Raw genomic sequence first — 17,780 nt, 5'->3', positions numbered from 1 at the left:
ATCTCCATAAAAAAGCAGGCGCTTACGTCGTGTAAGCGCCTGCTTTTTACTTTAAAAAAATTGAACTTATGCGATTGCACTATCTACTGAGTTTTCTGATACCGCATTAGCCACATCGTCTGCGTTAGCACCCAACGCCTCTAATTGCACAGGTACGCCATTAACGGCGGCATTACCACTCAACTGATCAATCAAAGTGTCGTCTGTTAAGTCATTGACACTCACACCAGCATGCGCTTGCGCAATCTTCTGCTTAACGCCTTTACGTCCATGACCAAAGCCATGCGGAATACTCACGACGCCTGGCATCAGTTCATCAGTCACCTCTGCTGCGATGATCACACTGCCTACGCGAGAGGTCACTTTCACGTCTTGCCCGTCTACAATACCGTGCTGCTCTGCCGTTTCTGGATGCAGCATTAGCGTACAACGCGACTTACCTTTGACCAATCGATAACTATTGTGCAGCCATGAATTATTGCTACGTACATGGCGACGTCCGATGAGCAAAATCTCTTGATCATTGTATTGCTGCATCATCTCTTTGACCCGTGCCAAATCTGCTTGATAAAAATCCACATTCAAATGAATTTTTTTGTCTTTGTGCTTTAACGCTTGTGGCAGCATTGGTTTAAGTGGCCCCAAGTCCATGCCGTGTATATTTTTTTTCAGCTTCTTCAAATTCAAGCCTTTATAGGGGCCGCGTCTTAGGCCTTGATCAAGTATAAATTTTGGTCCCAAAGCACTGATGAGTAGGCGCTCAACCTTGGTAGCCATCGGTACTTTTTTATCAAGGCGCTTTGCTAGTTCCAAATAAATCTGCCAATCGTGTTTGGCTTTTTTATGTTTACGAAACAAGGCGTTTGAATATTTGGCGACATTGTGGACCGCAAAGTTATTAAAGGTCACGTCGTAATGATCGCGCTCTAATGGCGAGACGGGTGGCAAGATAATATGGGCGTGACGACTGGTTTCATTGATGAAATAATCGAGCGACACCATAAAATCTAAGTTTGCCAGCGCTGTATCTAATTTTTCACCATTGGGTGTGCTCAAGACAGGATTGCCTGCAACCGTCATAAATCCTTTTAACTGTCCCTCGCCTTCTACCAACATCTCATCTGCCATGGCGACCACGGGATAATCGCCATTGAAGTCAGGCAAATTATTCACGCGACTGTGACGCTTGCCAAAATAGCCGGGGCCTGAGTTGTTGACCACATCTACCGCCGCGTTAGGGAACATCAAGCCGCCGACTTCATCTAAGCGCCCAGTAACGATATTTATCACCATAATCAGATATTGGCTCAACAAGCCAAACGCTTGTACTGATACGCCCATACGTCCATAACAGACGGCGCTCGGTGCTTCACAAAACTCTGTCACGATACGTTTGATGTCAGCTGCGGCAATACCCGTAATACTGGCTACTGACTCTGCGCTATAGTCTTTGGCAAAGTCTGCGACTCGCTCGATTTCTGGAGCTAATGACGCTGCTCTATTGTTGGTAAGCTGTGCCTTATCAGCATAGCCTTGCGCGTAGATTTCGTTCAACATAGCCAATAGTAGCAATACATCTGTCGCTGGGCGAATAAAATGATGCTCGCTAGCGATATCTGCGGTTTCGGTACGTCGTGGATCGATCACCACCACTTTGCCATCGCGTGCTTTGATATCTTTTAGCTTTTGGCGCATATTTGGCGCGGTCATGATACTGCCGTTAGACGCCAGTGGATTACCGCCTATGATGAGCATATATTGGGTGCGATTGACATCAGGAACAGGAATACGCAGCATATGACCAAATAAATGCATACTCACGATGTGATGGGGCAACTGATCGATAGAAGTCGCAGAAAAGCGGCTTCGGGTTTTTATACTGCCCAGCAAATGCTTAATCGTTAACATCCCGCCCAAGTTGTGGACGTTGGGATTGCCAAGGTAGATACCAAGGGTATTTGTGCCATGTTTTTGCTGTACGAATTTGATGCCGACCGCGACTTTGTCCAAGGCATCAGGCCAGCTAATTTCCTTCCAGCCATCGTTCGTTCTCTCAACAGGCCCTCGCAAACGGTCAGGATCTTCATGCAAATCCTGCAAAGCAGTTGCTTTTGGGCAAATATATCCTTGTGAGAACGGGTCATCTTTATCACCCTTAATCGAGATGATTTTGTCACCATCGTGTTTGATAACGATACCGCACATCGCTTCACACAAATTACAGGTTCGAAAATGCATTTGTTCGTGGTCCTGCACCGCTTTACTACTCATGGTCACGCTCCTTATGATATGTTTGCATTCATTCTTACTATATAAAGTCCATTTTATAACCGATTGATAATCTTGTATTTTTACGATATTGCTTACCACAGCATTCTTTATACTGACTATTTACACTGGCTAACTAACAAGCTTAGTCTCACATTGATGAGCGACAGTTTTCATAAAAAAAACTACTGAACAGCACATCAAAGTTTTTGCACAAGATAGCAATGGCTTGCGACCTTAAGTATCGCTGTTGGTGGCAGCCTATTATCAACTCATGCACTTGCGCCACAGCCACGTCAACGCAGAGATTGACTTGAGAGGCTTCAAAAGAACACTGCGCTGATGTCAATCCTTGGGCAAATATCTCCGCCCATGACTCTTTTATCTCACCAATCAAGCGACCCAAACCTTTATCTGATAAACGATCAATGGCATCGCCCTTGTGGTTTATCGCTTGATGTTCTGCCTGCGTTGTCGCACGCAAACCATCTTCAATCAAACGTTGAAACAGATCGATATTTTGGAAGGCTGCATCAAAAATCATCGTCAAACAATAGTGGCAACGCTGATGAAACTGCTCACTTGTCAGCGTGGTATAGTCCTTGAGCATGGTTATCCAAGCCATGCGCATGGGCGAGAGATAATGATGTTTGAGCTGTTCACTTAACTCGTTTTGCAGTGCCTCTAGACTATCGAAATGATTGTAAAAGCTGGGCTGTGCAATACCGGCATTTTTTGCAATCTTGTTCATACTCATGCCACAAGCGCCCTCTAGGCTATAGAGTTGCAATGCACTTTTTAGCAGAGCATGCCGTGTTTTGGCTTTGGCTTGTTCTCGCTTTGACTCTTCAGGCCTTTCAGTCACGATGTCTATCAAATTCATTGGGTCACATGTATCCACTGTTTGTTTGTACCGACTTTATACAGCATGTATTAATTACAATGCTCATTTCAACTATAAGCCTATAGTCATTTGCTTAACAAGTCTATCATTAAGTGTCTAATGCTCGTGCATAGATATAGGACAAAGAAATTGAACGACGCTCTAGCGCTCATGTCTTATGCTAAATTTGCTTACGGTTTTTACGTAGCTTACTGAGAAATCGCGTCAGTTATTACACAAATAAGCGGCTCATAACATAGGAGTGCAAATCACTATAATGGGGAAACACTCTAAACATTGCCTATACAGACAAGCCGATTAGAAATGCCTATATTAGTTATCACCAGCTGGCTCATATACGAGCTTACTGAGTAAAATGTTAATAAAAGACAGATGGAACCATTGTCTTTATAACCACTTTAATAATAATAGAAGGAATATAATAATGAACGAACATACTCTAAAAGGTGACTGGAACCAGATGAAAGGTTCAGTAAAACAAAAATGGGCAGAATTGACTGATGATGACCTATTACACGTTGAAGGTAGCCGCGACAAGCTAGTAGGCAAGGTTCAAGAGCGTTATGGTCATAACAAAGAAGATGCTGAGCGTGCAGTCGATGAGTGGCGCACTGAAAACAAATACTAATCTTATCTAGTTACTGTTTCAAAAATCCTAAACGGTTTTATGAATAATAGATAGGTTAGAAATACCAGACAATAAAAACCGTATGACAATTCATACGGTTTTTTAGTTTGTGCGATTCATAAAAATCAAATGATTGCGTACCTACTGTTTTACCACTATTAACCAAATCATCGATGAATAAGCAAAACCCAGATACGATAAAACCGCATAACACTCTTGTTATGCGGTTTTATTGTTAACCATCCATGTTACCTATCACGACTGCTTCCTATGCATCCTTGCATGATATTCAGTATGTTGTGATACTGGGCATCCTGCCCTTTTTACTACACCTAACAGCATACGACTGCTGTCACTGGCAAAACTTATGTGTCCTTACTTCATTTATCATTATCATCCTGATTCTGATAAATGACTCATTGTCCTTAATGCGGTTCACTCAATCCTTGAGTCACACTTCCTAATGCCGTATGAACATAATGCTTGAATCCTAACCCGCTGTTAAGTCGCGTAAACGTCATTGCGTGTAAGCATATGCTTACAACACTCTCATTATTAAACAATTATTACAACTTATTAACGCACAGGACACGTAATATCAAGCTTTGTCACTTATGATAGATAATGTAAGAAAAGATTTCTAAATAAATGATATTTTAATTATTTTTGAAAGTTGGGTGATGTAGACATTCAGCTTTTCACCATTCATAACACGCAATACCTTTTTAGCCACTAATAACCTCACTATTAGCCAGCTATTTAACCCCATTATAGGACATTGAATTATGAAACTCTCAAACCTTTTTTCATTCAAGACAGTGGTCTCTACGAGTCTGGTCGCCGCATTATTAGGCACGACTGTCGGCTGTACTGTTGCAGGTCCCGGTTATGGCTATGACAATCGCCCTGTCTATCGTGACAATAGTAATAACAACAATGCTAACTATAATCGCGCTAAGCAGCAACTACGCGAAAACTTGCGTCGTCAAGGTTATCAAGTCATGGACATCAGATCTGATAACTATCGCGGTGATCGCGCCCTAACGGCCCATGTTAGAAAAGACAATCAAAACTATGAGCGTCAGTACGCTTATCCTAGCCTCAGACTGATCAGCTCAAACAGAACTGGTTGGTCGAATAATGGGGAGCACAATAAGTATGATAAAAAACATCCTAATAAAAATAAGTACAAGAACAATGGCAAACATAAAGACAAGCATCATGATAAGCGTAACAAGCATCGTTGGTCTTAAGAAGCAGCTACGCTTCTGACATTTCTACGCTGTGGATGCTTTAGGTCAAATGAACCCGCTGTTGGTTTGTTTGACCTTTTTTATGCTTCAAACAATATCAATGTCTTTAAAATTCCAAGACTTTTATCACATCATAAGCGGGCGTCTCATAAGGATGGGCATCTTTTAATGCTGCAATAGTCGCTTCGATAGCGTTTTCCTCAACCACCATCTCTACTCGCCACTCATGAACGGTTTCAAGACGATTGTGTGTCCCAATGTGGGGCGCACTACCCGTGAGCGGCATAAATTGTCCTGTACCCTGCACTTGCCAGCAGCATTGTTCATAATCACCGATCGTTCCTGCACCAGCTGCAAACAAAGCCGACTTTACTGTATCTAAGGCATCATTGGGAATGAATACTGTCAGCTTATACATGTCTCTACCTCATAAATGGCGTTAAGATAAAAGTGGCTCTGTGCATTTGCACAGATACCTATTTTTTGGATAAAGACGGGTGATCCGTCCATACATAGCGTAGTAGCCAGTCTTTGGCATCACCAGCATAATCGATACCAATACGAGGACGCAATGATATGGGCGGTACACAGCCATCATCTTCTATCCAGACATCGGATGCAGGCTCAATTGATTTTCCATATAAATCACGGTCAATCTGCAAACGTTTTGTGAGTTTGCCAGGGCCTGCAAACTGTTTGGGATGAGTCAGTTGTTTATCTGCGCTTTGACATTGCTCATCAATCAGACGATCGCTGTCCTCTGTCAAAAATCCTGCTCGAATCAAAACTGATTCAGGCGACTCAGCTGCCGCTGTAATCATATTGAGTAAGTGATGAATGCCATAAGTTAAATAGACATAAAACACACCGCCCTCTGCATACATGATCTCAGTGCGTTCCGTACGCGTTCCTGCATGGGAATGACAGGCAGGATCCTCTAAACCAATATACGCTTCGGTTTCGGAGATACGCATTCGCAAAACTTTTTCTGATCCGTCATTGTCGATCAGCTTTCTACAAAGCACCTTACCGACCAAATCAGCGGCCACCACACAGGTTGGACGCGTAAACCAGGATGGCTCTAAAACGGCCGATGAAGCAGTAGACATTAGCTAAGCCTTTTCTTACTTGTGAAGTTGGAAGTTAGATACTTGTGCTCATGGTGTATTCCTGATGTCCTGTATGTTCATCAATTTGTTCGCTGACAACCGTAAAACCTTGCGATAGATAAAAGTTAAAACTTGATTCATTTTCTTTATAAACAGAAAGAACAATATTGTCCCTTTGCTTTTTTGCATGGTTCATTAATTGCTTACCGATACCTGCTCTCTGATTCTCAGGAGATACAAAAATAGCAGCCAAAGTATTTTCATGTAAAGAATAGAAACCTAGTACTTTGGACTCTCTTTCGTAAACATAATTTTCTGAAGCTGGTATGTAGATATTCCGCATATTATTTATTTGCGACCTCCAAAAATCAGGTGCAATAAAATCATGTGCTTCGATAGATGCTCTTAACCAAATATCCAACAATATTTCGATGTCATCTTTTTTGTATTTTCTAATCATCTTTAATTTCAACTCATAAATAAGGATCTAGGGTATACCCTAATATGATATATCTGTTTGGCATTTAGTCTAACTGGTTCATATCTTTGTCTATCAGAGTAGCATGGTCAATTTTAAATATCGGGTACACCTCAATGACAGTAAGTCTCTTAGCGTATAAATCTTAATCATTCAGATACTCTATAATGATCTGATTTTTATATATCTTACCTATTCATGTTTCATCTTGATATACATAAGCAGATATAGCCGAAGGCTTAATATCTGTATAGTGCACCAACTTTAAATAGACTATAACTATTTTAGTACGTTAAGAAGTCGATACTATTGGCCTACAACTAAAAATTCAAGTCCTCATTAAGAAATCCAAATCAATTTAATACCATAAAAAAACTGAGCACATGGCTCAGTTTTTGGGTTCTAATTTTATATAAAGTGCTTAGCTCAATGGTACACCAATACGATTGGCCACTTCTTCATAAGCTTCGATTACATCACCTAAGGATTGACGGAAACGATCTTTATCCAACTTCTTCTTGGTCGTCTTGTCCCAAATGCGGCAACCATCTGGAGAGAACTCGTCTCCTAATACAATGCGATCATGGAATACGCCAAACTCTAATTTAAAATCAACCAGTATCAAATCGCCTGCTTCAAATAAGGCTTTTAGCACATCATTGACTTGATATGTCAGCTCTTTCATTCTAGCCAACTGCGCTTCAGTTGCCCATTCAAGCGATACGGACAGTGATTCATTGACCATTGGATCACCAAGGGCATCATCTTTATAAAACAACTCATAAGTCGGCGGCGTCAATGCCTGCCCTTCTTCTAAGCCCAAACGACGAACCAAGCTACCAGCGGCAAAGTTACGTACCACACACTCAACTGGAATCATGTCCAAACGCTTGACCAATACTTCGTCATCAGACAACTGCTTTTCGAAATGCGTTTCAATGCCAGCATCTGCCAACTTTTGCATGATAAAAGCGTTAAAACGGTTGTTGACCACGCCTTTGCGTGCCAATTGTTCGATACGCTTGCCATCAAGCGCTGAGGTATCATCACGGAAATGTAGAATCAAAAGATCATTGTCTTCTGTTTCATAGACAGATTTGGCTTTGCCTTTATACAGCAGTTGTTGCTTTTGCATGAGAGGAGTCCTGTTCGTTCAAGCTTATGTGGTAAAAACGCGCAGCTACCGCTGAGACTTGTATCACTATACTAACCTCTTCAGATTAATTGCAATAAAAGCCAGCGGTATAAATAGGAAAATAGAATTAGTTTGCAGGTGTGCTGACTGTGCGCTGAGGCTTAGGCAGTTGATACTGACTACCTGATTCATTCTTTAATGTCAGCGTGTTTGTCCCTGCGTTTGGTGTTGGGTATAACGGTACAAATGGTGCCGTTTCTTGGTCCGCTGGTAGCGCTATTGGTGCAAGCTTTTTGCTTTGCTGATACTCTAAGCTGCCATTATCGCGCTTGCCAAGTACGTTTTTTACACTTTGGCAGCCGCTCAGCACTATAGTGCTCCCTAAAACTAGGGTCAGCATCGCAGGGAATAGTTTTGCAGTCTTTGATGATACTGTTTTTGATGATACTGTCATCATGTTATCTCTCTGAGTTAGCAATGATTACCCATTTGGGCAATTGGCTTATTGTGTTTACAAGATCTTAGACAATCATACAAAGCATATGTTATCACGCATGTGCTTCGCAATTATCCACACAATTTTACAATAAGTTCGCTTTGACTAAGGCTTCATCAATAGTCGCATGGTGTTGTTCTGGTAACCAAATCAATGGTAAGCGAATGCCCTTCTCAATCAAACCCATCCTATGAGCTGCGTATTTGACAGGAATAGGGTTTGACTCAAGAAACAAGTCACGATGTAGGTGCTTAATGACGTCATGTGCGCTATCAGCGGCTTCAAAGTCGCCACGTAGTGCCGCAGAAAACACAGTACTCATCGCTTTTGGCGCAATGTTTGCAGTCACAGAGATGTTACCTTTACCGCCCACACGCATTAAATCAAGTGCAGTACCATCGTCACCAGACAGTACGACGATTCTATCACCCATAGCTTTAATCAGTTGCTCACCGCGTACGGCAGAACCTGTGGCATCTTTAATCGCAACGATATTGTCAATATCGGCCAGACGTTCAACCGTTTCTTGAGAGATATCCACAACCGTTCGGCCTGGTACATTATAAAGCATCTGCGGGATATCAACCGCTTCAGCAATGGCTTTATAGTGTTGATACAATCCTTCTTGTGGTGGCTTATTATAATAAGGAGCCACAAGAAGGGTGCAATCAGCGCCTGCATCGGCTGCTTCTTGGGTGAGTTTAATTGCCTCAGCCGTGTTATTAGCGCCTGTGCCTGCAATCACAGGTACGCGGCCATTTACATGTTTGATAAAGTAACGGATGACATCGCTGTGCTCTTGCATAGACAAGGTTGCAGACTCACCAGTTGTACCCACAGCACCAAGACAATGAGTGCCTTGCTCTATTTGCCAATCTATGAGGTCCGCCAGACGTTTATAATCAACCTTACCGTCAGGGTGCATGGGCGTTATCAAGGCTACCATTGAGCCTTGTAGTCGGGTTTTGATTTCGTCGTATGCTGTGCTCATAACCGTGCCTTACTGTATTATCCTAGCTTTTGTCAAAGCTGTCACATGATAGGTCGTTTGCAAGTGTCCATTGCGATGGTTGCACCCATGAACGTGTGCACTCATAAAGACCATGGCCAATTTCTTGCTTAATAATTTTTGCTCAGTAGTTCTACTGAGTGTTTGGCTTTTATTTATCGCATTGCTGGTATAGATTTTGAACGCTAACACCTGTATTGGCGGGATTTTTACCGCTCATCAACCATGCGTTTTAAATAAAAAACCCATAATAATAAAATCGCCTGCTAGTGTAGCATATTTTGATTTAACCGCTATCAATCAATTACCCGTCACTATCATTAATAAATACCAAATCGTCTCTTATTTTTCTTTTGAAACATAATAGCGATGGTACTAATCTGATGGTAATAATCTTTTATTGTTCTGACTTAGTTAGCGAATGGTCAACACATCGATAGTAGGACGATATAAGCGAAAAGGCAAGCCTCGCGTACCGATACCGCTGCTCACAAATATCTGTGCGCTGCCATATTGATACAAACCATGCTGCTTACTCATACGGTTATTTCTTAGCAAGGTGGAGCGCTCTTTATTGCGCTGGATATCTTTTTGCTTCTGCGCCAACCATATATTTTTTTGAGTGGTTTTTGCCGCACCCGTGATCAATAAAGGACGTGGTTGTACCGATCTTGGCAAATGACTAATACTATCAAATCGTGACGCTAAAATAATGACAGGCTGCGAGGCGTGAGTGATTTTGTCGGCAAGCGCTGCTTTGGCGGCTCTACTGGGCGTCTCCACCTCAGACGTTGGTTGAGGAATATCTTGCCAGCCGCACAGCAATGCGACTACAGAATCGTTTTTTGTACTTGTTTTCTTAGTAAGCATTTGACTGTTTGATGAGTCACTTGACGAGCTGGAAGCTGAATGGTGCTTTGCAGTTAATGCGCAGATTAAGGGCAATGCTGTACACTGCTGACCAATATAGCTGATATCTAATATGTCAAAAGCACTGGCCAACGTATCTTCTAGTAACGGCTGACCTTGTTTGGTGGTATTAATTGACTGATAACGCAGATCTGAGACACTCATCACAGTATAAATGGGCTTATTCACGCCTTTAAATAGCATGAGTTGCCCAACCAAATCCGCGCTTGGATAATACAACCAGTCGCCTGTAATCATGACGGCATCCGCTGACAATGCGTTAATGGTAGCAACCAGTTTGCGAATATGGCGCGGCTTACCACTATATAAACCAATACGTAAATCTGCCAGTACAGCGATGGTCAGCGGTGAAGACAACCCCAAATCAACCGCATGACGCTCTACGCGCAAACGATTGGGCTGTACAATCACTGTATAAAAATACAACCCCATGACCAATATTGCCAAGACTAAGAAAAATACTGAGTCTTGCATCATCGGTAGCGTCTTTCGTAACCACCCCAAAACCAACATCACTATCCATATAGGCATGGTATAAGCAGCATAATACAATATCAACTTGACCCAAATACGCAAAAAACGCTTGGTGGGATTGGCATTGAATGTCTGCAGCCCTGACCACAGTACTATATACGCTAGCAATGCTGCTGCCGTAGAAGTACTGAGTATATGAAAAGCATGGTCAGTCATAATTACCTGGTAGTTACTTAAGAATAGGAGCCTATCAAGTGGCTTACTCTATGTTAGAACGCATTGAGCAATAAATCTATCACTCATGGCGTCAGTTAGTGACGGCATTTGGTCATTTGCCAAAAAATCAGCCATTATAGAGGTCAAGCTCTGTGATAGACAAGTACAATTATCGACGCACTCTCCACCCTATCCCAAAGCCCAGTCTCTATTATTACCTCTGCGACATCGCTACTTATTCAATGCGCAAACCGATAATACCAGGCACACCTTGACGAATAACCTCGATAGTCACCACTCCTTTTTTGGGCAATGATGAGATCGCACTTGAAAAATCCGCCACTTTTTTGATTGGTTTTTGGTGGAAATTGGTAATCACATCGCCTGCCATGATACCCGATCGCGCCGCCAAACCAGTCGGGTCAACAGTGGTTACCAAGATACCCGAGCTTTTGTCTACACTGATCTCTGCTTGTTCATCGGCTGTCAGGTTACGCAGACGCAGCCCCAACTGTATGTCGTTGTTTTGCTGGTCACCACCTTGCGCTCTCACGTCATCAGGTGCATAGGTAAGCTTGCCATTTACTGTCATCTGCTGACCATTGCGCTGGATTTGGGCACGGAATGTATCGCTGGGCTTTGCACGATTCAGCAAATTGAGTAAATCTGAGGCGCGCATGATTTGCACGTCATTATATTGCAAAATGATATCGCCCGATTTTAGACCCGCTTTTTGGGCAGGCGAATCAGGAGAGACACGGGTCAATAATGCCCCTTGCGGACGTGCTAAATTATAAGCTTCTGCCAAATTGCGATCGATGTCTTGAGGATAAATACCCATATAAGCGCGCGCCACTTCTCCATTCGTTTTTATCTGCTCATAAATATCCATGGCAGCATCAATCGGAATCGAGAAGGACAGCCCCATATAACCCCCAGTACCACTGAAGATACGTGAGTTAATACCAATCACTTCACCGCGCTGATTGAACAATGGACCACCTGAATTACCAGGATTGAGTGCCACGTCTGTTTGGATAAAAGGCACGCTGATCTCACGTGAAAAACTGCGTGATTTGGCGCTGACAATGCCCGCTGATGCTGAATAATCAAAACCAAATGGCGAACCGATAGCGAGGACAGGCTCCCCTACTTTTAGCGCATTTGAATCCCCAATAGGCAGCGCTGGGAACTTACTACCTGCTACTTTAAGCACGGCCACATCTGAGCGCTCATCACTACCCACCAAGGTTACATCCAGCTCTGTTCTGTCATTCAGCGTGACCGTGATTTTGTCAGCACCTTCTATCACATGATGATTGGTCAGCATATAGCCATCAGAAGTCACAAAAAAGGCCGTACCATAAGCATGCTCAACTGTTGGTGTCGTGGCCTGATCTGGAATGCGTAATCGATCACCAAAGAACTGTCGCAATAGTTCAGCCGTTTGCGCTTTAGCAAGCTCATCTTCACTGACGGTTTTGGTGACATTGACGCGTGCAACCGCAGGTGTGACTTGTTGTACAAGATCAGAGAAGTCCGCAGTGGTTACGGCGGCTTGAGCAGAAGTCAAGGTCGTTGCAGTCACGCCAGTTGCCATCGCAGTGCTGATAGCAAGCGCCAATGCACCGCGGTGTAACCAATGTTGCGTACTGGGTTTAATGCGCGCTTTAAATATAGTGATAGACATATCGTCCTCTGCATGAATGGGTGGTCAATTATTAAGGGCCATATTGGCTGTTATTGGTCGTGACTTGTATAAGCTAAAGTGATCTTGGATAATGTTGCCTGCATAGCTTTTGATCGGTTTACCGCTTTAGTCGCTCAGTGATTGATGTCGTTGAGACTGCTTATTCTGACTCACGTGGCTTCAGTGCCAACGTATTCATGTCGATACGGTGGTAAGCTCTATCATGATAGGTAAGAAATAAAATCATGGTATGATAGCAGCCAAACAATTTCTAAAAAAACAAACGTTGAATTTACCGACGGTAAGTTTATCAAATTGACGATCATCACTCTTATTTTTCATCTTTTGTATTTCTAAAATGACGTTATATATTTGGGAATGCTTTTGTCTCTACTACTTTATAGTATATATATCATATTTAGCTCATGTTGTGATTCATGATAGCTATCATTGTTGTAGCTCAGACTTTATAAAAAGATGCCATTATCAACAGTCGCCTCTACTTATCACGCGACTGACGACAGTTTTTCTATAAAAACGATTGATAGATATAAAATATGACAAGATTATAAAAGGATCAACTTATGGATACCGCCCTATTATTATCTGGCGTGGTTGGGATTGGTATTGCCGCCCAATGGTTGGCTTGGTATTTGAAGCAACCGTCCATTTTATTTTTATTGCTAATTGGCATTATTGTGGGGCCCGTACTGGGGGTCTTTGACCCTGATTTGGTGCTTGGGGAACTCATGTTCCCTTTCATCTCTTTGGGCGTAGCCATTATCCTGTTTGAAGGCTCACTGACCTTAGAGTTCGATGAGATCAAACAGCATGGTACGGTTGTGCAGATGCTGGTCTCGGTGGGCGTTCTGATTACCATTGCCATCGTTGCCTTATCGACTTACTTGTTATTCGATGTTGACCCCTTGGTCGCTTTATTGTTCGGCGCGCTGGTCTGTGTCACAGGCCCCACCGTTATCATGCCCCTACTGCGTAGTGTGCGTCCCAACAAAACGATATCTAATATTCTAAAATGGGAAGGCATCATCATTGACCCAATCGGCGCAATTGCCGTGGTATTGGTCTATGAGTACATTATTTCAGGCGGCGAAGCCAGCAGTATCTTATTGTTTGCCAAAATTGTTATATTGGCGACCGTTCTTGGGATGGCTGGTGCTTGGTTATTGGCGTTTCTGATGCGTCGCCACATGATTCCTGAATTTTTGCGTAATGTATTTACGCTCGCCTTTGTACTGGTGTTGTTTTCGGTCTCCAACCATCTAGAGCATGAATCTGGGCTGTTGACGGTCACAGTACTGGGTGTTGCTTTGGCAAACTGGCCAAAATTCCCACGCGAGACCATTTTAGAATTCAATGAGTCGTTGACCATTCTTTTGATTTCGGTACTCTTTATCATTTTGGCGGCTCGTGTGGAGCTGGCAAGCTTACTGAGTGTGGGTTTTGCAGGCTTGGTATTGCTCGTTATCGTGATGTTTGTGGCGCGTCCGCTGTCTGTATGGGCTTCATCGATTGGCTCAAACCTCAAAACCAGCGAAAAACTAATGATTAGCTGGATTGGACCACGTGGTATCGTTGCGGCTGCTATTTCGTCGTTGTTTGCCATCCGTTTGCAAGAGTACGATATTCAAGGGGTTGAGCTATTGGTACCGCTCGTCTTTATGGTCATTATCGGTACGGTCATGATTCAAGGCTTGGGCGCCAAGGTCGTTGGCAATTTGCTTGGTGTACGCGAGCCTGAAACCAACGGTATTCTTATCGTTGGCTCAAATCCTATTGCCCTTTTGATTGCCACTTCTTTAAAAGATCAAGGGTTTGACGTCATTGTCGCTCACAACAACTATACCAATATCGCGCGCGCCCGCATGAGCGGACTACGTACTTATTTTGGTAATCCCATCTCTGATCATGCTGATCGCTACCTTGACCTGATTGGTATTGGGCGTTTATTTGCCATGAGTATGGACAAAGAGATGAACACTTTGTCTGAAATTCATTACCGTCATGAATTTGGTGAGCGTAAGCTATATCGTCTCAAATTCAGTGATGAGAAGGCCAGAAGCGAGCGTGATGACAAGCAGTCAAACTTCCATTCGCAGTGGCTGTTTGGCAAGGATGTGACTTATACCAAGCTTGCCAGTATGCTGTCCAAAAAGGCCCGTATCAAAATCACCAACATTACAGACAGTTATAGTTTTGAGCAGTATAAGGCAGACAACAAGCAGTTTGTGCCGCTCTATACCATTGATAAAGAAGGCAAATTGCACGTTATTACCGACAAATTCGATGGCAACGTCCCACGCGATCGCAAGCTTATCTCACTGGTGGTCGAGGATGAAGTACAGCCAAAACCAGTAGATGTCACTCCTAAGCAAGAGCAAGCGCGAATGGCAGCCGATGCCAGCTTTGAATCCAAATCAAAAGCGCCTGAAAAGCGTAAAGAAAAGGAGCTGGACGACAACAGTGCGCAGGCAGGGGCGCAGGAATCTGCGACAAGTCTAGAAAAAGACGGTGAGCAAAATATAAGCAATGATGCACCGTCAAAACCAAGCCGTACAGAGACGTTATCGGACACAGGCAAATCTTCTGATGACAAAGCGGCAGAGCCAAAAGAAGATGCTACGAACCCTGCAAATAAAGGGGTGATGTCCGCTAACTCGACCGCAACGTCGAAAACCAAGACCTCTAGCAGTAGTACCAACGGTAATGGCAATGCTCCAAAAAACAAAAAAGGCGGCCTTGATCCAAATCGCCTACCTGACTCTGGTCAAGACAATACGGCTAGTACAGACGATGACAGCTCTAAATCGTCTGAGAAAAAAGAGTCTGAGAAAAAAGACGCAAGCAACGCAGACAAGCGCTAAAACCTTTTTTATAAAATAAATATCGATAAATATAAAAAAAGCCTCAACGCACTGTTGGGGCTTTTTTATGTTGCTTCTAATTGACGGCGTTCAATTTTGCTATTGTCTTAAAGGCTATTATGGGACAAGCAGTTTGTCTTGTATCTTTTGCCATATTCGCACACCAACCTCCTCTGCACTACCTGACGCATCGATACGCTGTATCCGCATAGGATAGTCGTTAGCAAGCTCGCTGAACCCTTTATGAACCCACGTAAAAAACTCGGTCGCCTGCTGCTCAAACCGATCAGCAGCGCCGCGTTTATTGGCGCGTGCCATGCCTTCTAATACTGGCAAATCTAACCATAGTGTCAAATCAGGCAGTTGCACCACAAACTGATTGATTAACCCATCAATCTTAGCACGAATGACATCATCGCCATGTCCGCGTCCAAATCCTTGATAAGCAATGGTCGAGTCAGTAAATCTGTCACAGATTACCCACACACCGCGCTGTAGTGCTGGCAAAATGATTTGCTGCATGTGATCGCAGCGCGCGGCAAATAATAGCAATAGCTCGGTATCGTCCGTGATATCGGTGGCAGGATCAAGCAATATTTCGCGCAAACGCTCTGCAAACGGACTGCCGCCTGGCTCGCGAGTACGCAGATAGTCGATACCATTTTCCTGCAAACGTGAGCATAACTGCTCAATCGCTGTGGTTTTACCCACACCTTCAGTACCTTCAAAGCTGATGAAGCGACCTTGTTGGGGTACTTGTGAGGTTTGCGGTAAGGGAGATGAGACTTGACTAGATAAGGAAGAGCTGGCTTGCAACGAGACTGACATGATATGACCTTTTGCCACTAATGCGCGTTACATCTGCGATTATAACGCGCATTAAATGATAGGTTGCTTGATAGACAATGACTAAAAAATAACTTATGGCGGCGGCGTTTGCGCTCTTTTTTCACGCATGACACCCAAATACTCTTTTACGGCTTGATTGTGCGCATTTAAGCTATTGGTAAATTTGTGTCCGCCATTACCTGTTGCCACAAAGTAAAGCGCTTCGCTATCGGCAGGATGTAAGGTGGCTTCGATAGATGCGGCAGATGGCAGCGCGATTGGCGTTGGCGGCAAACCATCAATTTGATACGTATTATACGACGTTTTTTCATCGATGTCGCGGCGGCGAATATTGCCCTCATAACGACTTCCCATCCCATAAATGATGGTCGGGTCGGTTTGCATACGCATGCCTTGATTCAAACGGTTATTAAACACCGCTGATACCAAGGGACGTTCGTCAGGCACGCTGGTTTCTTTTTCGATGATAGAGGCCATGATTAAGGCTTCATAAGGACTCTTGTATGGCAAATCTGGGGCACGATTTTCCCAAGCATCTGTGAGTGCCTGCTGCTGACGTTTGTATAAATCCGTCAATACCTGTTTGTCGCTGGTGCCTTCACCATAATAGTAGGTATCAGGCGCAAACCAGCCTTCTAGATTGTGATTGACGATAGGATCATTACTGTTGACCACCTCATCTGGCAATATACCAGCCAAATCTAGGGCTTTTGCGATACTGGCATTGTCACTATCGGCAGTCAGCACTTCTTTTTTGATGCCCGGATTGTCACGTAGCGCTTGGTATAAATCTTTAGACGTTTTACCCTCGATGATTTGTACCTTTACCATCGCTGCTTTTGCGCCTTGTTCGAGCACTTGTAGCGCCTCAGCCATGGTTGGGTTTTCTGGTAATTGGTAAATCCCTGCATGCAGTGGTGCATCGACTTGCGACTTGATATATAGCTTAGCAATACTGGTAGAAAACAGAGGAATTTGCTGTTGCCACTGCGGTAGCAAACCGTAATAAGTCTGGCCTTGCTCGATGGTGACCATCTTTTGAGGCTGATCGATGCGTCCAAACAATGTCTGATACACCATCACTAAGAAAAACGCAGCAATGAGTCCAAGCACGAGCAATATTTGATAGCCGCGCTGCATAAAAAACGATTGGTTGTCCGTCTTATACTTACGTGGTTTACTCTCACCACTGATGAGTGAGACATCTGTTGCGGGTTTAGCCTTTTTGTCTTCTACAGCATGCAAGTCTGAATCTGTGGGCGTGGTATCAGCACGTTGACCAATATTACTATCTTGTTGATTTGATGGTGTATCATTAGGACGTTCAGGTGGCGTTTCAGGTGTGGACTTACTCATGGCAACTCGCAAGGCAGATGTTTGCTAGAATTTAGCACTGAACCGTGGCATTTTCAATGGTATTTGCTTAGCTTGTGCATTAACTAGATACTGGCACTACGCA

The 17,780-nt window shown here is 43.5% G+C and carries 15 protein-coding genes; 3 read left to right on the top strand and 12 right to left on the bottom strand.

All coding sequences use genetic code 11. The annotated features are described in order from the left end of the window. Positions 1-66: 66 nt before the first annotated feature. Both CZ794_RS12475 and CZ794_RS12470 read right to left on the bottom strand, forming a co-directional pair. Entirely contained in the window at positions 67-2,271 is a 2,205-nt protein-coding gene (locus CZ794_RS12475) for a molybdopterin oxidoreductase family protein (RefSeq protein WP_087041923.1), read from the bottom strand. 148 nt (positions 2,272-2,419) lie between these two features. Further along, positions 2,420-3,151 (bottom strand): TetR/AcrR family transcriptional regulator, encoded by a 732-nt coding sequence (locus tag CZ794_RS12470; protein ID WP_087041922.1) that lies wholly within the window; start codon positions 3,149-3,151, stop codon positions 2,420-2,422. A gap of 445 nt (positions 3,152-3,596) precedes the next feature. Between CZ794_RS12470 and CZ794_RS12465 the strand changes: the two genes are divergently transcribed. Both CZ794_RS12465 and CZ794_RS12460 read left to right on the top strand, forming a co-directional pair. Further along, the gene (locus CZ794_RS12465) at positions 3,597-3,800 is read left to right on the top strand and encodes a CsbD family protein (protein ID WP_087041921.1); all 204 of its coding nucleotides are present in this window, start codon (positions 3,597-3,599) and stop codon (positions 3,798-3,800) included. A 785-nt stretch (positions 3,801-4,585) separates the two neighbouring features. After that, positions 4,586-5,053, top strand: a complete 468-nt coding sequence (locus CZ794_RS12460; RefSeq protein ID WP_087041920.1) for a hypothetical protein — start codon at positions 4,586-4,588, stop codon at positions 5,051-5,053. Positions 5,054-5,159: 106 nt separating this feature from the next. Here the strand turns inward: CZ794_RS12460 and CZ794_RS12455 are convergent, their stop codons facing one another. The 8 genes from CZ794_RS12455 to CZ794_RS12420 all read right to left on the bottom strand — a co-directional run bounded on the left by CZ794_RS12455 (position 5,160) and on the right by CZ794_RS12420 (position 12,500). Further along, positions 5,160-5,471 (bottom strand): NGG1p interacting factor NIF3, encoded by a 312-nt coding sequence (locus tag CZ794_RS12455; protein ID WP_087041919.1) that lies wholly within the window; start codon positions 5,469-5,471, stop codon positions 5,160-5,162. Between the two features lie 58 nt (positions 5,472-5,529). Then, complete coding sequence (locus tag CZ794_RS12450) at positions 5,530-6,162, bottom strand: DNA-3-methyladenine glycosylase (RefSeq protein WP_087041918.1); 633 nt, start codon at positions 6,160-6,162, stop codon at positions 5,530-5,532. 34 nt (positions 6,163-6,196) lie between these two features. Continuing rightward, positions 6,197-6,622 (bottom strand): N-acetyltransferase, encoded by a 426-nt coding sequence (locus CZ794_RS12445; protein ID WP_087041917.1) that lies wholly within the window; start codon positions 6,620-6,622, stop codon positions 6,197-6,199. Positions 6,623-7,061: 439 nt separating this feature from the next. Beyond that, positions 7,062-7,775 (bottom strand): phosphoribosylaminoimidazolesuccinocarboxamide synthase, encoded by a 714-nt coding sequence (gene purC / locus CZ794_RS12440; protein WP_087041916.1) that lies wholly within the window; start codon positions 7,773-7,775, stop codon positions 7,062-7,064. A gap of 127 nt (positions 7,776-7,902) precedes the next feature. Beyond that, positions 7,903-8,232 carry a hypothetical protein gene (locus tag CZ794_RS12435; RefSeq protein WP_256958975.1) on the bottom strand — a complete coding sequence of 110 codons (330 nt, stop codon included), beginning with the start codon at positions 8,230-8,232 and terminating at the stop codon, positions 7,903-7,905. Positions 8,233-8,356: 124 nt separating this feature from the next. Continuing rightward, positions 8,357-9,262, bottom strand: coding sequence for a 4-hydroxy-tetrahydrodipicolinate synthase (gene dapA / locus CZ794_RS12430; RefSeq protein ID WP_087041914.1), 906 nt, complete (start codon positions 9,260-9,262; stop codon positions 8,357-8,359). Between the two features lie 432 nt (positions 9,263-9,694). After that, positions 9,695-10,900, bottom strand: coding sequence for a hypothetical protein (locus tag CZ794_RS12425; RefSeq protein WP_087041913.1), 1,206 nt, complete (start codon positions 10,898-10,900; stop codon positions 9,695-9,697). Between the two features lie 235 nt (positions 10,901-11,135). Then, positions 11,136-12,500 carry a Do family serine endopeptidase gene (locus CZ794_RS12420; protein WP_373407938.1) on the bottom strand — a complete coding sequence of 455 codons (1,365 nt, stop codon included), beginning with the start codon at positions 12,498-12,500 and terminating at the stop codon, positions 11,136-11,138. A gap of 674 nt (positions 12,501-13,174) precedes the next feature. On the opposite strand from CZ794_RS12420, the gene CZ794_RS12415 reads away from it, so the two are divergent. After that, complete coding sequence (locus tag CZ794_RS12415; RefSeq protein WP_087041911.1) at positions 13,175-15,472, top strand: sodium:proton antiporter; 2,298 nt, start codon at positions 13,175-13,177, stop codon at positions 15,470-15,472. A 117-nt stretch (positions 15,473-15,589) separates the two neighbouring features. Here CZ794_RS12415 and tmk read toward each other — a convergent pair whose 3' ends face one another. Both tmk and mltG read right to left on the bottom strand, forming a co-directional pair. Then, the gene (tmk, locus tag CZ794_RS12410; RefSeq protein WP_087041910.1) at positions 15,590-16,300 is read right to left on the bottom strand and encodes a dTMP kinase; all 711 of its coding nucleotides are present in this window, start codon (positions 16,298-16,300) and stop codon (positions 15,590-15,592) included. Positions 16,301-16,393: 93 nt separating this feature from the next. Next, entirely contained in the window at positions 16,394-17,677 is a 1,284-nt protein-coding gene (mltG, locus tag CZ794_RS12405; RefSeq protein ID WP_087041909.1) for an endolytic transglycosylase MltG, read from the bottom strand. Positions 17,678-17,780 lie beyond the last annotated feature (103 nt).

Source organism: Psychrobacter sp. JB385 (assembly GCF_900163785.1).
Taxonomy (GTDB): domain Bacteria; phylum Pseudomonadota; class Gammaproteobacteria; order Pseudomonadales; family Moraxellaceae; genus Psychrobacter.
Note: the sequence above shows the minus strand (reverse complement) of the source record. Positions and strands in the feature narration are given on the sequence as shown.